Source organism: Actinoplanes sp. NPDC051346, from assembly GCF_040682215.1.
Taxonomy (GTDB): Bacteria; Actinomycetota; Actinomycetes; order Mycobacteriales; family Micromonosporaceae; genus Actinoplanes.
The window spans coordinates 517,761-531,576 of the sequence record NZ_JBFBAJ010000004.1 but is presented as its reverse complement, the minus strand read 5'-3'; the positions used below and the strand labels follow the sequence as shown (position 1 = coordinate 531,576).

At 72.1% G+C, this 13,816-nt stretch carries 14 protein-coding genes; 8 read left to right on the top strand and 6 right to left on the bottom strand.

Going from position 1 to position 13,816, the window contains the following annotated elements; translation table 11 throughout:
- Nucleotides 1-42 precede the first annotated feature (42 nt).
- The 6 genes from AB0M36_RS13780 (at nucleotide 43) to AB0M36_RS13755 (ending at nucleotide 5,211) form a co-directional block, all read left to right on the top strand.
- The gene (locus AB0M36_RS13780) at nucleotides 43-711 is read left to right on the top strand and encodes a nucleotidyltransferase domain-containing protein (protein WP_364156409.1); all 669 of its coding nucleotides are present in this window, start codon (nucleotides 43-45) and stop codon (nucleotides 709-711) included.
- Nucleotides 708-1,451: a nucleotidyltransferase domain-containing protein gene (locus AB0M36_RS13775; RefSeq protein WP_364156406.1), complete on the top strand. Its 744-nt coding sequence runs from the start codon at nucleotides 708-710 to the stop codon at nucleotides 1,449-1,451. Before AB0M36_RS13780 ends, AB0M36_RS13775 begins: the two co-directional genes overlap by 4 nt.
- A gap of 17 nt (nucleotides 1,452-1,468) precedes the next feature.
- Nucleotides 1,469-2,056 (top strand): hypothetical protein, encoded by a 588-nt coding sequence (locus tag AB0M36_RS13770; RefSeq protein WP_364156403.1) that lies wholly within the window; start codon nucleotides 1,469-1,471, stop codon nucleotides 2,054-2,056.
- Nucleotides 2,057-2,162: 106 nt separating this feature from the next.
- A complete protein-coding gene (locus AB0M36_RS13765) occupies nucleotides 2,163-2,513 on the top strand; it encodes a hypothetical protein (RefSeq protein WP_364156400.1) in 351 nt (116 codons plus the stop codon).
- Between the two features lie 71 nt (nucleotides 2,514-2,584).
- Entirely contained in the window at nucleotides 2,585-3,526 is a 942-nt protein-coding gene (locus AB0M36_RS13760; protein WP_364156636.1) for a hypothetical protein, read from the top strand.
- Nucleotides 3,523-5,211: an insulinase family protein gene (locus AB0M36_RS13755; RefSeq protein ID WP_364156397.1), complete on the top strand. Its 1,689-nt coding sequence runs from the start codon at nucleotides 3,523-3,525 to the stop codon at nucleotides 5,209-5,211. The genes AB0M36_RS13760 and AB0M36_RS13755 overlap by 4 nt, the downstream gene beginning before the upstream one ends.
- A 6-nt stretch (nucleotides 5,212-5,217) precedes the next feature.
- Here the strand turns inward: AB0M36_RS13755 and AB0M36_RS13750 are convergent, their stop codons facing one another.
- Both AB0M36_RS13750 and AB0M36_RS13745 read right to left on the bottom strand, forming a co-directional pair.
- Entirely contained in the window at nucleotides 5,218-7,704 is a 2,487-nt protein-coding gene (locus AB0M36_RS13750; RefSeq protein WP_364156394.1) for a DUF3516 domain-containing protein, read from the bottom strand.
- Between the two features lie 305 nt (nucleotides 7,705-8,009).
- A complete protein-coding gene (locus AB0M36_RS13745) occupies nucleotides 8,010-8,654 on the bottom strand; it encodes a nucleotidyl transferase AbiEii/AbiGii toxin family protein (RefSeq protein WP_364156391.1) in 645 nt (214 codons plus the stop codon).
- A gap of 185 nt (nucleotides 8,655-8,839) precedes the next feature.
- Between AB0M36_RS13745 and AB0M36_RS13740 the strand changes: the two genes are divergently transcribed.
- Nucleotides 8,840-9,634 carry a DUF3152 domain-containing protein gene (locus AB0M36_RS13740; RefSeq protein ID WP_364156388.1) on the top strand — a complete coding sequence of 265 codons (795 nt, stop codon included), beginning with the start codon at nucleotides 8,840-8,842 and terminating at the stop codon, nucleotides 9,632-9,634.
- Between the two features lie 23 nt (nucleotides 9,635-9,657).
- Here AB0M36_RS13740 and AB0M36_RS13735 read toward each other — a convergent pair whose 3' ends face one another.
- Both AB0M36_RS13735 and AB0M36_RS13730 read right to left on the bottom strand, forming a co-directional pair.
- Nucleotides 9,658-10,416 carry a DUF3152 domain-containing protein gene (locus AB0M36_RS13735; RefSeq protein WP_364156385.1) on the bottom strand — a complete coding sequence of 253 codons (759 nt, stop codon included), beginning with the start codon at nucleotides 10,414-10,416 and terminating at the stop codon, nucleotides 9,658-9,660.
- Between the two features lie 75 nt (nucleotides 10,417-10,491).
- On the bottom strand, nucleotides 10,492-11,439 hold the full coding sequence (locus AB0M36_RS13730; protein ID WP_364156382.1) for an EamA family transporter: 948 nt from the start codon (nucleotides 11,437-11,439) through the stop codon (nucleotides 10,492-10,494).
- Nucleotides 11,440-11,522: 83 nt separating this feature from the next.
- On the opposite strand from AB0M36_RS13730, the gene AB0M36_RS13725 reads away from it, so the two are divergent.
- Entirely contained in the window at nucleotides 11,523-12,392 is an 870-nt protein-coding gene (locus AB0M36_RS13725) for a LysR family transcriptional regulator (RefSeq protein WP_364156380.1), read from the top strand.
- A 65-nt stretch (nucleotides 12,393-12,457) separates the two neighbouring features.
- Here the strand turns inward: AB0M36_RS13725 and AB0M36_RS13720 are convergent, their stop codons facing one another.
- Nucleotides 12,458-13,009, bottom strand: a complete 552-nt coding sequence (locus tag AB0M36_RS13720; RefSeq protein WP_364156377.1) for a MerR family transcriptional regulator — start codon at nucleotides 13,007-13,009, stop codon at nucleotides 12,458-12,460.
- Nucleotides 13,010-13,164: 155 nt separating this feature from the next.
- On the bottom strand, nucleotides 13,165-13,629 hold the full coding sequence (locus AB0M36_RS13715) for a bifunctional nuclease family protein (RefSeq protein WP_364156375.1): 465 nt from the start codon (nucleotides 13,627-13,629) through the stop codon (nucleotides 13,165-13,167).
- Nucleotides 13,630-13,816: the final 187 nt, after the last annotated feature.

The following is a 13,816-nucleotide window of genomic DNA, read 5'->3' as shown; positions in this document are numbered from 1 at the left end:
ACCAGCGCGGTTGTCCCGATCACCCGACCTAGGCTGTGGCGTGTGACCTATCCGCCTCACACCATCCTCGCGGTCGTCACCGGCTCCCGCGCCTACGGGCTCGACGGACCCGACTCCGACCACGACCGCCGAGGCGTCTACGCCGCGCCCACCCGCGCCTTCTGGCACCTCGACAAGCCGCCCACCCACCTCGACGGCCCCCAGCAGGAGCAGTTCTCCTGGGAGATCGAACGGTTCTGCACCCTCGCCCTGCAGGCCAACCCCACGGTCCTGGAGGTCCTCTGGTCACCGCTGATCGAACACGCGACCCCCGACGGCCACGAGCTGCGCGCGGCCCGCACGGCCTTCCTCTCCCGACGCCTCGCCCACACGTACGGCGCGTACGCCCGCGACCAGCTCAAACGCGTCGCCTCCCGGCGGGCCCGCACCGGCGAGACCAACCACAAGCAGGCCATGCACATGATCCGGCTGCTCCTCGCCGGCGCCCACGTCCTGCGCACCGGCGACATCCTCCTCGACGTCAGCGCCCGGCGTGACCGCCTCCTGCGGATCAAAACCGGTGGAGAGGCCTGGGAATCCGTGGTCTCGTGGTCCGACGAACTGCTCGCCGACCTGGACGCGGCCGAGGCCGCCACCGTCCTGCCGGCCGAACCCGACCGCCAGACGATCGACGCGCTGCTGACCGGCGTACGCGAAAGGGGTCTGACGTGACCGTCGACGTGCCCGCCTGGGCCGCGGAAGCCGCGGACCTGCCCTACCCCACGATCTTCGTGACGGTCAGCGGCGCCCACCTGTACGGCTTCGCGTCCGTCGACAGCGACCTCGACCTGCGGGCCTGCCACCTGCTGCCCGCCGCGGAGGTGGTCGGCCTGCGCACCGGCCCCGAGACGATCAGCTCCGACACCTGGCGCGACGGCGTCGAACTCGACGTGGTCAGCCACGACCTGCTCAAGTTCGCCCGGCTGCTGCACAGCCGCAACGGCTACGTCCTCGAACAGCTGCTGTCCCCGCTGGTCGTCACGACCTCGGCCACGCACCGCGAGCTGGTCACGCTCGCGCCCGGGCTGATCACCCGACACCATGCCCACCACTACCTCGGCTTCGCCGCCACCCAGGCACGGCTGTTCGCCGAGACCGGCGAACTCAAGCCCGCCCTCTACACACTGCGCGTGCTGCACACCGGCATCCACCTCATGCGCACCGGCGAGGTGATCGCCGACCTCAGCGCGCTCAGCGAACTGCCGTACGTGCCGGAGCTGATCGCCAACAAGCGCGCGGCGGAACACGGCGCGTTCCCGGAGCAGCTCAAGGAGGCGGTCGAGACCGACGTGGCGCGGCTCCGCGCCGAGCTCGAGGCGGCCCGCGACTCGTCCCGCCTGCCCGACCAGGCCGACCCGGCGGCGGTCGAGGCGCTGCACGAGCTCGTGGTCCGGGCCCGCCTCGCGGGGTGAGCTGGCACGATGGCGCGATGCTGTGGCCGGTCCTGCTCGACGCTTGTCCCTGCGACACCCCGTGGGCGGTGGGTAAACGGGTGTCGACTCCCCTGAGATGGATTCACGACCCGGAACTTCCCGACGATCTGGTGCTGCGCGAGACCGTCGTGCGGTCCAGCCCGTTGCGCAATGTCTTTGGGGAGCAGTGGGCGAACCTCATCACCTCAGGCGATCTGCGCGCGGTTCTGCAGGGCGACTACCGGACGGGAGAGGTCACGCTCGACGGGTGCCTGGCCCACGACACGTTCTTCGAGGGCCTCAGTGACCTGCCTGTCACGGTGGGCGTCGTCCGGCGGATCCGCCTCGTGCAGTACCTGTATGACCGCGGCGCCGAGGACTGGGTCCGCCGCCCGGTGGGCCCCCGCCTGATTGACGTGCCCGACACCGACGACCTCCCCGACGACCCTCCCCTGTTCGACGCGGAGCCGACGCCCCCGGACTGGGAACCCGAACCCGGCACCATGCGGCTCTTCAGCCCCGAGGAGTGGTTCCGGCTGGTCCGCGACAAGCTGCCCGAGGAGCAGTGGCAGGCCCGCGGCTTCCTCGTCGATCTGGAGGCCTGAGTCGGCGAAGCCGTCGTGTTTGGTGTGGGGCGGCGCCCTGCGCCTAGAGCATCCTAGGAACCTAGGGGTTATCCGTCGGGGCGGGCGGCGGTCTACGCTGGTCACCATGTCCACCCGCGCGCTCGACGCTCCGGTCGTCCATCTGGCGCGCCCGCACCGTCCCGTGCTGGTCGCCGGCACTCTGGCCGAGCTGACCGGGCCGACCCGCGGGCTGGTCGAGCTGCCCCTGCGGCTCTGGTGGCATCCACACCGGGCCTTCGACCTCGGCGAGCACACCATGCTGCTGTGGATGTACGAGAACGTGCTGCGGGAGGCTGTCCGGGTCGACGAGCTGCGCGAGCACCTCGACGCGGCCACGCTCGTGCGGGTCTGGCCGGAGCTGAACCTGCCACGCGGCGTCCGTGCCGCATGGGAGGCCCGCCACCCCGGGCTGCGCCGGGCCGCCCTCGCCAACTGACCCGGCAACCAGCCCGCAACCCGGCGGCACCCGGTTTCGCAACCGACCGTCCTCACCCTTTCCCGGTGCTCATGAACCCCGGCGACGTGGTCCTCGACCCGGCAGCAGCCCATCCCGAGCTGACCACCCTGCGCGACGCACTCGCGCGACGAGACTGGTGGGGCTGCCGGGCCGTGCTCGACGGTGCCACGCCGGGCGCCCGCTCCGGACTGCTGCACTGGGCCGCGGAGGAGGAGATCGGCGACTTCGCGCAGGCGGTCTGGGAAGCCGACGCCAGGGACAACACGGCCGCCGCGCTGCTCGGCCTGCGTCTCATCCACACCGGCTGGGAAATCCGCTCCGCGGCCCGAGCCCAGTACGTCAGCCGGGACCAGTTTGAGCGCTTCCACGACTACCTACGGCGCGCCGAGGCGGTGCTGATCGACGCGACGGCGCGGCAGCCGCGGGATCCGGCGCTGTGGGTGGCGCGGCTACTGACCGCCCGGGGCCTCTCGGTGGGCCAGGCCGAAACCCGCCGACGCTACGACCGGCTCGCCGCCGCCGACCCGCATCACCTCCCGGGGCAACTGCAGTACCTGCAGAGTCTGTGTCCCAAGTGGGGCGGGAGCTGGGAACGGCTGCACTCCTGGGCGCGAGAATCGATGCTGGCCGCACCGCCCGGCGCGCTTCAGGGCAGGCTGGTGGCCGAAGCGCATGTGGAGCACATGATCGGGCTGGAGCAGACCGATCCCGCGGCCTACCTGACCGACGCCACCGTGAGGGAAGAACTGTACGAGGCCGCGCACCGCTCGGTGTGGCATCCGGACTTCCGCCGCGAGCCGGGCTGGGTCGGCGCCGCCAGTACGTTCGCGATGGTGTTCGCCGTCGGCCGGGACCACGCCGCCTCCGCGCCGCTGTTCGCCATGCTCGGCGACCTGGCCGCCGAGCATCCCTGGCGCTATCTGGAGGACGACGTGGTCTCGACGATCAAACGGTATCGGCGCGCCGCGCTGGCCTCCGGAGCCGTCCGGTGATCGCCCGGAGTGAGATCGGCGGGGTACCGGTCCTGCACGGCCCCACCACCGGGCCCGCCCGCGCGGGACTGGTGTTCCGGGTCGGCATGGCCGACGAGCCGATGACCCGCCGGGGCATCACCCACCTGGTCGAGCACCTCGCGCTGTCCCCACTGGGACTCGCCGACTTCCACTACAACGGCTCGACCGGCACCCAGTTCACCTCGTTCCACATGACCGGCACGCCCGACGAACTGGCCGGCTTCGTCGACGGCGTCTGCGCCGCCCTGCACGACCTGCCCCTGCACCGCCTCGACACCGAAAGGGACATCCTGCGGGCCGAGGCGCACTCGCGGTCGCACAGCGCCCACGAGCCGCTGGCGCTGTGGCGGCACGGCGCCCGCGACCATGGTGTGCTCGCGTATCCGGAGTGGGGCCTCGCCGCCATCACCCCGGACGACCTGCGCTACTGGGTGGCGCGGTACTTCACCCGGGACAACGCCGTGTTGTGGGTTGCCGGCGATCAGGTGCCCGTGGGCATCCGACTGCCCCTGCCGGGCGGAACCCGGCAGCCGTCACCCGCGCAGTCCTCAGCCCTGCCCGTCACCCCGGCCTGCTTCGCCGGGCCCGACGGAGTCGTGGGCTGGAGCGCCGTCGTGGGCGCCGGCCCGGCCGCCGTCGTCTTCGCGGACGTGCTGGAACGGACGATGTTCCGGACGCTGCGCCAGGAAGCCGGACTCTCCTACGCCGCCAATACCAACTACCACCCGATGGGTACGGGCACCGCCCTCGTCACCGCACTCGCCGACTGCCTGCCCGACAAGCAGGGTGCCGTGCTCGGCGGGTTCGTCGACGAGCTCGCGGCGCTGCGGGTCGGCCGGATCGACCCCGCCGACGTGCAAGCGGTGATCCGCAAGCGGCACGAGGCCATGCTGCTCGCCGAACAGCAGGGCGACCGGCTGCCGGAGCAGGCGCGTGCGCTGCTGGCGGGGCGGGACATCCCGCCGATCGAGGCGGAACTAGCGGCACTCGCCGCGGTCACCCCGGACGACGTCACCGCCCTGGCTCAGCAGGCGTACGCGACCGGCCTGCTGATGACGCCGCCGGAAACCACGGGCACCTGGGCCGGCTTCACCGCCGCGCCCACCGCGTCGGAGACGGTCGTGACCGGTACGCCGTACGCCTCCCTGGAAGAGCCCGGCACCCACCTGATCGTCGCCGCCGACGGGGTCAGCCTCGCCGGCGACGACCGTCGCGCCACCGTCCGCTTCGACGACTGCGCGATCGTCCGCGCCTGGCCGCACGGTGCCCGGATGCTCATCGGCCACGACGGCGTCGTCGTCAACATCGAACCCACGCTGTACCGCGACGGCCACCACGCCGTGGCGTGGATCGACACGCACTGCCCACCGGCGCTGCGCGTCGACGAGGCGGCACGTGATCCGCGGGCCATCCCCCGGCCTGAGCCCGAACCGGTCGCCCACTCCCGCGTCGCGCCGGCGGTGGAGCCGGAGCGGCGGCAGATCCGGGCGACGAGCGTGCTGATGACGATCTTCCTCATCAGCGGCGTAATCCGGGGCATCATCGCGGTCCGCGACGAGTTCAGCGAGGACGGGCCCATCGCCGGTCTGCTTACCGCCGGTGTCGTGATCGCCGTGATCGGTGGGTCGCTGCTGTGGCGCTACCGGGGCCGCTTCCTGGCGTGACCGTCGTCAGTGTGGTCCCACCGCGGTGATCCGGATCGCGGCGGCGCCGGCCTCGTCGCTCTCGGCGAGGTCGATCTCGGCCTCGATGCCCCAGTCGTGGTCGCCCTCCGGGTCCTCGAAGACCTGGCGGACCTTCCACACCTGAGGGCCGGCGTCGATGTGCAACAGTGCCGGGCCGCGGGCGGCCGGGCCGGTGCCGACCACCGGGTACTCGGCGTAGTAGTCCTCCAGCGCCTCGATCCAGCGGTCCGTCGTCCAGCCCGACTCCGCGTCCAACTCGCCCAGGTCCTCGGCGCGGCGCAGCGCGAAGAGCTCGACGCGACGGAACATGGCGTTGCGGACCAGGACGCGGAAGGCGCGGGTGTTGCGGGTGACCGCCGGCGGCTTGTCGTCCAGCGGAGTGCGTTCGGTGACCTCCGCGCCCGGGTTGCGCAGGCGCTCCCACTCGTCGAGCAGGCTGGAGTCGACCTGGCGGACCAGCTCACCCAGCCATTCGATGAGGTCCGTCAGTTCTTCGGTACGCGCGTCCTCCGGCACCGTCTGGCGCAGCGCCCGGAACGCGTCGGCGAGGTAGCGCAGCACGAGCCCCTCGGAGCGGGACAGGCCGTAGAAGGACACGTACTCGGTGAAGGTCATCGCGCGCTCGTACATGTCGCGGACGACGGCCTTGGGCTTGAGCTCGTGGTCGGCCACCCACGGGTGTCCGCGCCGGTACGTCTCGTACGCCGCCTCGAGGAGTTCCACCAGGGGCTTCGGGTAGGTGACCTCCTCGAGCAGCTCCATGCGCTGGTCGTACTCGATGCCCTCGGCCTTCATGGCGTTGACCGCCTCGCCCTTGGCCTTGAACTGCTGGGCCGACAGCACCTGGCGGGGGTCCTCGAGGGTCGCCTCGATGACCGACACCACGTCGAGCGGGTAGTCGGGCGACTCGGCGTCGAGCAGCTCGAGACAGGCCAGCGCGAACGGGCTCAGGGCCTGGTTGAGGGCGAAGTCGAGCTGCAGATCGTCCACGAGGCGGTAGGCGCCGTCGACCTTCTCGAGGACACCGCCGGCGAGCAGCGCCCGGGCGATGGCGATGGCACGGCGGATGTGCCGGCGCCGGGCGCCGGGCTCCTCGTGGTTGTCGGTGAGCAGGTGCCGCATCGAGGCGAACGGGTCGCCGCCGCGGGCGATGACGTTGAGCAGCATCGCGTGCGAGACCTGGAACGACGAGGTCAGCGGCTCCGGGTCGGCCGCGACCAGGCGGTCGAACGTGGGCTGGCCCCAGCCGATGGTGCCCTCCGGCGGCTTCTTGCGGACCACCTTGCGGCGCTTCTTGGGGTCGTCGCCGGCCTTGGCCAGCATGCGCTCGTTGTCGATGACGTGCTCCGGCGCCTGCACGATGACCGTGCCGAGGGTGTCGAAGCCGGCCCGGCCCGCCCGGCCCGCGATCTGGTGGAACTCGCGGGCCTTGAGCAGCCGCGTCCGCACCCCGTCGTACTTCGACAGGCCGGTGAAGAGCACCGTGCGGATGGGGACGTTGATGCCGACGCCGAGGGTGTCCGTACCGCAGATGACCTTGAGCAGGCCGGCCTGCGCGAGGGTCTCCACCAGGCGGCGGTACTTGGGCAGCATGCCGGCGTGGTGCACGCCGATGCCGTGGCGGACCAGGCGCGACAGCGTGCGGCCGAAGCCGGCCGTGAACCGGAACGCGCCGAGGGCGGCGGCGATCGCGTCCTTCTCGGCGCGGGTGCACATGTTGATGCTCATCAGCGACTGGGCCCGCTCCAGGGCGGCCGCCTGCGTGAAGTGCACGATGTAGACCGGGGCCTGACGGGTGGAGAGCAGCTCCTCGATCGTCTCGTGCAGCGGGGTCATCGCGTAGGAGAAGAGCAGTGGGACCGGCCGCTCGGCGTTGGCGACCACCGCGGTGGCCCGGCCGGTGCGCCGGCTCAGGTCGTCGACGAAGCGGGTCGTGTCGCCGAGCGTCGCCGACATGAGCACGAACTGCGCCTGCGGCAGCTCGATGAGCGGCACCTGCCAGGCCCACCCGCGGTCGGGCTCGGCGTAGAAGTGGAACTCGTCCATCACGACCTGGCCGACGTCCGCGGCGGCGCCCTCGCGCAGCGCCAGGTTGGCCAGGATCTCGGCGGTGCAGCAGATGATCGGGGCGTCGGCGTTGACGCTGGCGTCGCCGGTCAGCATGCCGACGTTGTGCGCGCCGAAGGTCGCGCAGAGGGCGAAGAACTTCTCCGACACCAGCGCCTTGATCGGCGCGGTGTAGAAGGTGGTGCGCTTGTCGGCGAGCGCCGCGAAGTGCGCGCCGGTCGCCACCAGGCTCTTGCCGGAGCCGGTCGGGGTGTTGAGGATGACGTTCGCCCCGGTGGCGATCTCGATGAGCGCCTCCTCCTGGTGGGGATAGAGCGTCAGGCCCTGCTCGGTCGCCCAGGTCTGGAAGGCGTCGAAGACGGCGTCGGGTTCGGCGGTGCCGGGCAGGCGTTCGGTCAGCGTCATGATTCGTTCAGTCTATGAGCAGCCCGACCGCGCACAGCACCGTGGCCGGGCGCGAACCGCGCCCGGCCACGGAAGGGACCGTGCTGTGGAGCTGGAGCGTGACCTACGCGGCGAACGCCGTATAGATCGGGCCGGCGACGCTGCCCGCGAGGCCGATGACGGCGACGACGACGACCAGGGTGGAACCCGTTCTCGAGCGCATGTCGGGAGCCTTTCCGGTGTGACTTGGCCTCGCTGACAGCAAGGTTCGGACCCGCCGGTTGCGGCGCGGGACACGCTCGGTTGCGAACCGGTTGCCGGCGGCGTCAGCGGGGCCAGGGGGCCAGTCGCCGCCGCAGCGCCGCCACCTCGGCGGGGCCGAGGCCGTACACCGCGAAGCGGGCGTCGTCGAGGCGGTCCAGGTAGCGCCCGGCGTCGGCGATGTCCTCGTCGGCGAGGGAGCCGTCGAGGGCACGGGCCAGCGTGAGCACCCGCTGCAGCGAATACCGCTCCAGGGCGGCGGCGACGTCGATGTAGTCGCGCACCTCGCGCCGGTTGACCAGGGCGGCGACCTTGGAGGCGACCAGGTCGTCGAGGTGCATGACCGGGCCGACGTCCATGACCACCGGTGCCCGGCGCCGGTCGAGCCGGGTCAGTGTCAGCCGCAGCGCCCGGCGGCCGTCGGCGACGTGATATTCCCGCAGGTCCTCGTCCATGCCCGCGAACAGCTCGTCGCCGACCTCGCGGAACACCTGGTATCCCGCGGCGGTGAGGGCCTCGGTCACCCCGGCGGCCGCCGCCTCGACCGCGCCGGCGGTGTCGGTGAACAGGTCGATGTCCTCGGTGTGGCGCCGGACCAGGCCGTTGACCAGCCAGGCCACGCCGCCGCCGAGCACGAAGCCGTGCTTGTCCGCCACGCCGAGGGCGATGGTGGCGACATCACGGTAGAAGTCGTCGATGGGTGCGGTCACCGGTTGACGGTAGCGGCCCGGCGTGCGGAGACTTTTTCACATCCGCCTTACATCGCGTTCTTTATCTTGTCTGGCGCCTGACACCCGGTGCCGACTGACAGGAGTAACACTATGCGTGGTCGGAGCGTATGCGCCGCGCCATGAGCAGGCGCTCAGCGCACCGACGCCCGAGCCGATGGTCAGGCATGGGACGGTCACGATGGGCACTGGCGGCGCTGGTGCTGCTCGTGCTGCCCGGACTCGCCCTGATCGGCTTCGCCTGGTACCAACCGCGGACTCCGGTCGGTCGGTCGGCGGCGGCCGCGCCCGCGCCGCCAGTGCCCACCCGGCCGACGCCGAAGCCGGACCGGGCCGTGCGGGTCGAGAAGATCACCTATCCGGCGAGCGGGAACGGTGACTGGTTGACGGCGCCCGAGGCGACCCGCACCGGGGGCAAGAGCGGCAAGCTCTTGCGCTACCGGATACGGGTGGAGAAGGACATCAAGGGGATCACGCCGACCGCCTTCGCCGGCGCGGTCACGGCCGCCCTCGACGACCCCCGCGGGTGGACGGCCGGGGGCACGCTGCGGCTGCGGCGCGTCGGGCCGGGGCAGCCGTACGACTTCACCATCTACCTGGCCACTCCGACGACCCGCGACAAGCTGTGCCAGGACGGCGGCGACGGCTACACCTCCTGCCGCAACGGCGATGACGTCGTGGTCAACGTCGCGCGGTGGGCCAAGGGCGTGCCGGACTACGGCGCCGCGCTGCCGGTCTACCGGCAGTATCTGGTCAATCACGAGGTCGGTCACCGGTTGGGCCAGGGGCACGAGCTCTGCCCGGAGGAGGGCGAGCCCGCACCGGTCATGCAGCAGCAGACCCTCGGGCTGCACGGCTGCGAGCCGAATCCGTGGCCCTACCGGGACGGGCAGCGCTACGCCGGTGCCACCGGCGCGTACGACGACGCGCCGCCGGGTCGCGAGGGTGGCCGCGGCGCCTGAGCGCGGGTGACGCGCCCGGCGGTTCAGGATGCCGAGCCGCCTTCCCGTGGGGGCACCTCGTCGTCATAGGCGCCCGGCGGGCCCGCGTACCGTTCGCCCTCGCGGTACGGCCAGGAGCTCGGCTTGCACCCGTGCAGGCCGAGGGTCTGCTGCTGCATGACCGGGGCCGGCTCTCCCCTGCCCGGACACAGCTCGTGCCCCTGGCCCAGCCGGTGCCCGACCTCGTGATTGATGAGGTATTGCCGGTAGGCACCGAGACCGGCCCGGTAACCCGGCACACCCTTGGCCCACCGCGCCACGTTGATCACGACCTTGTCGCCGTTGCGGCAGGAGGTGTAGCCGTCGCCGCCGTCCTGGCACAGCTCGTCGCGGGTGCCGGGAGTCACGAGGTAGACCGTGAAGTCGCGCGGCTCGTCCCGCTCCACCCGACGAAACGAGCGGTCGGCGTCGGCGGTCCAGCCCCGGGGGTCAGCGAGCGTCCGGCGGACGGCGTCGGCGAACGTACCCGCGCTGATGCCCCTGATGCCCTCCTCGACGAGCACCCGGTAGCGCATGACGGTGCCCCGTCCCTTCCCGGCGGACTCGGCGCCGGCGGCGGCGAACGCACCGGTGCCGTCGGCCGGATAGGTGATCTTCTCGGGACGCGGCTGAGGAGCGGCCGCCGACGGCGGTGAGATCGGCCAGGACGGGGGCTCAGCGCCGCCGACGGCGGCAGCGGGAGCGCATCCGGCGAGCATCGCGACAGCCAGGACGGCCGGGGCGGCGGGACCGCGTACGGGCATGGGATCTCCTTCGCACGAGGGGCGGTGCGAGGGAGAAGACCCCTGAGGGACCCGAAAAGTTGATCTCGAACGATGTCAACCTTTTGCGGCCGTCACCCGTCCTGGCCGGACCGTTGGCCCCACGCTCGGGGCTGACCGCGTCGGGGACTCAGCGACGGCGACGGGGTGCCCGGCGGGAACGGCGGGGACTGGGCGGGTGCCGGTGCGTTCCGCGCCGATGCCCGCCACGACGACGACCGCGATGCCGGCGACCGGGGCCCAGCCCGGCCGCTGTCCCAGCACGACCAGGCCGATGACGAGGGCGAACGCGGGCTCCAGGCTCATCAGCGTGCCGAACGCGGCGGTGGTGAGCCGGCGCAACGCCAGCAGCTCCAGCGCGAAGGGCACGACGGGCAGGATCACCGCCAGTCCGAGGCCGGCGAACACCACCGGCCAGGTGAGGTCGCCGAGCACCGACGGACCCGCGACCACGGTCGCGACCAGGGCCGCGACCGGCATCGACACCGCCAGGCCGCGCAGCCCCGAGACCTCGTCGCCCACCCGCTGGGTCAGCACGATGTACGCCGCCCAGCACGCCGCGGCCGCGAGCGCGAACCCCACACCGACCGGGTCGACGCCACCGTGCCACGGCTCGGTCAGCAGCACCACGCCCACCGCCGCCAGCGCCGGCCACCGCTTCGCTCCCCGCCGCCCACGGACCACGGCAACGCCGAGCGGGCCGAGGAACTCCAGGGCGCTGGCGGTGCCGAGCGGCAGCCTCGCGATGGCCGCCATGAACAGGATCGTCAGGCCGGCGGTGACGACTCCCAGCGCGACGCAGGCGAGCAACGCCTCCCGGGTGAACGAGCGCGGCCGGGGCCGGACGATCACGAGCAGGATGACCGCCGCCCAGGCGAGCCGCAGCCAGGCGGTCCCCTCGGCGCCGAGGCGATCGAGCAGGCCGGTCGAGGCGGCGAGGCCGAACTGCACGAGCAGCATCGCGGCGAGGGCCATCGCCGTACCGGTACGGGCGTTGTTGCGCATGGGCCCAGTACACGCGGGGCAAACCGTTCACGTCCACGTGAGAATCATGGACAGACCGTTCAGCAATCCTGGACGATGGGGCGATGGAAACCCGTCGCCTGCGTCTTCTGCTCGAGCTGTCGAGACGCGGGTCGATGCGCGAGGTCGCGGATGCGATGCACGTCACCACCTCGACGGTGTCCCAGCAGCTCGCCGTCCTGGCCAAGGAGGCCGGCGCGGCCCTCATCGAACCCGAAGGGCGGCGGGTCCGGCTCACCCCCGCCGGGATACGGCTGGCCGCCCACGCGGTGACCATCCTCGCCGCCGTCGACGCGGCGCGGCTGGACCTGGACCCCGGCGCGACACCGTCCGGGAATGTGCGAGTGGCGGGCTTCGCGACCGCCGTACGCCGCTCGCTCCTGCCGGCCGCCGCCGTCCTCGCCGCCGACCATCCCGAGGTCCGGCTGCTCATCCACGAGCACGAGCCGTTCGAGGCCTTCGACCTGCTCGCCGCCGACGCCGTCGACCTGGCGCTGACCTACGACTACAACCTCGCCCCGGCGGCCTTCGACGCCACGCTGGAGACGATCCCGCTGTGGTCGGCGCCCTGGGGGCTCGCCGTGCCGGCCGGGGCGCCCGGCACCCGCTTCGCGGACTTCGCCGCCGCGGACTGGATCGTCAACTCGCGCAACACGGCGGACGAGGAGGTGGTGCGGACGGTGGCGTCCCTGGAGGGTGTCGAGGCGCGCGTCGCGCATCGCGCCGACAGCCTCGACCTGGTCGAGGACCTCATCGTGGCCGGGCTCGGAGTGGGGCTGCTGCCCGCCGGACGGCCGGTGGCGCCGGGCGTGCGGTTGCTGCCGCTGGGCACGCCCGTATCGCTGCGCAGCTATGCCGTGGTCCGGCGCGGCCGGGCCGCCTGGCCTCCGTTGGCCCTGGTGCTGCGCCTGCTGCGGGCCGCCCCGGACGGATGACCACTTTTCGGCCCGCGCGGCGGCGGGCGGGGTTTCTCAGCCCGCGCGGCGGCGGGCGGGGTTTCTCAGCCCGCGCGGCGGCGGGCGCGGCGGGCGGCGAGTTCGTCGCCGGCCGCGGGCTCGGCCTGGGCGCCGACCGGCTGCGGTCCGGCGGCCGGTTCGGCGGGCAGGTGCGACAGCGAGCCCTGGATCTCCTTGAAGGCGCCGCCGATGGCGATCCCGAAGACACCCTGGCCGCCCTGGAGCAGGTCGACGACCTCCTCCGGCGACCGGCACTCGTACACGGTGGTGCCGTCGGAGATCAGCGTGATGCCGGCCAGGTCGTCGACGCCGCGCGAGCGCAGCGTCTCGATCGCCTTGCGGATGTTCTGCAGGGAGACCCCGGCGTCGAGCAGCCGCTTGACAACCTTGAGTACCACCAGGTCGCGGAACGAGTAGAGGCGTTGCGTGCCCGAACCCGACGCGTCACGGATGCTGGGCACGACGAGCGTGGTGCGGGCCCAGTAATCGAGCTGGCGGTAACTGATGCCGACCGCCTGACACGCGGTGACCCCGCGATAGCCGACCTCACCGTCCTCGCCGACGAGAGGGCCCTCCTGAGGATCTGAGCCGTGCACGCGACTACCTCCCCGCTGCGCGGTGCCGCTTCACCTTGACCTCACGAGCCTATAACTCAGTGTGCCCGGAAACAGGGAGGTAATAGTGCGACACGCCGCGTACGGACGACCGGACATGTGGCGAACGTCGATACATTCGGCGCGAAAACCCCGGCTCAGCCGGCGAAGTCCTCCGGGCGCACCTGGTCGAGGAACTCGCGGAACTTCTCGACCTCGTCCTCCTGCTCGTCCGGGATGACGATGCCGGCCTCGGTCAACACCTGGTCCGCGCAGCGGATCGGGGCGCCCACCCGCAGCGCCAGCGCGATCGAGTCGCTCGGGCGTGCCGAGATGCGCAGGCCGTCGCCGATCAGCAGGTCGGCGTAGAAGACGTTCTCCTTCAGCTCCGTGATCTCCACCGCCTTCAGCGGTGCCTCCAGCGCCGCGAGGACGTCCCGGAGCAGATCATGGGTCAGGGGTCGCGCCGGCTTCACGCCCTGCTGCTCGTACGCGATGGCGGTCGCTTCCACCGCGCCGATCCAGATCGGCAGGTACCGATCGCCGTCGACCTCCCTGAGCAGGACGATCGGTTGGTTGCTGGGCAGCTCCACCCGAACACCGACCACGCTCAGCTCGCGCACCGCCCGCCTCCGTGTCGCACGTCGTTCGCCGCCCCGTCGGTCGCCACACCACAGCGGCGACCGTCAGGCTGTTTCCCGCCCTATCCTGCACGGTACACGGACGCCGCAGGACAAGCGCCACACGAGGTCCGTGTCCGATCCCTGAGGCCATACCCCGCCGCATCGGGCCGAACCGCAGGTCAACGCC

Excerpts from the sequence above, each read along its gene's own strand:
- AB0M36_RS13770 (WP_364156403.1), top strand. The coding sequence starts at position 1,469 with ATGCTGTGGCCGGTCCTGCTCGACGCTTGTCCCTGCGACACCCCGTGG.
- AB0M36_RS13725 (WP_364156380.1), top strand. The coding sequence starts at position 11,523 with ATGGAAACCCGTCGCCTGCGTCTTCTGCTCGAGCTGTCGAGACGCGGG.
- AB0M36_RS13750 (WP_364156394.1), bottom strand. The coding sequence starts at position 7,704 with ATGACGCTGACCGAACGCCTGCCCGGCACCGCCGAACCCGACGCCGTC.
- AB0M36_RS13735 (WP_364156385.1), bottom strand. The coding sequence starts at position 10,416 with ATGCCCGTACGCGGTCCCGCCGCCCCGGCCGTCCTGGCTGTCGCGATG.
- AB0M36_RS13765 (WP_364156400.1), top strand. The coding sequence starts at position 2,163 with ATGTCCACCCGCGCGCTCGACGCTCCGGTCGTCCATCTGGCGCGCCCG.
- AB0M36_RS13760 (WP_364156636.1), top strand. The coding sequence starts at position 2,585 with ATGAACCCCGGCGACGTGGTCCTCGACCCGGCAGCAGCCCATCCCGAG.
- AB0M36_RS13740 (WP_364156388.1), top strand. The coding sequence starts at position 8,840 with ATGGGACGGTCACGATGGGCACTGGCGGCGCTGGTGCTGCTCGTGCTG.
- AB0M36_RS13730 (WP_364156382.1), bottom strand. The coding sequence starts at position 11,439 with ATGCGCAACAACGCCCGTACCGGTACGGCGATGGCCCTCGCCGCGATG.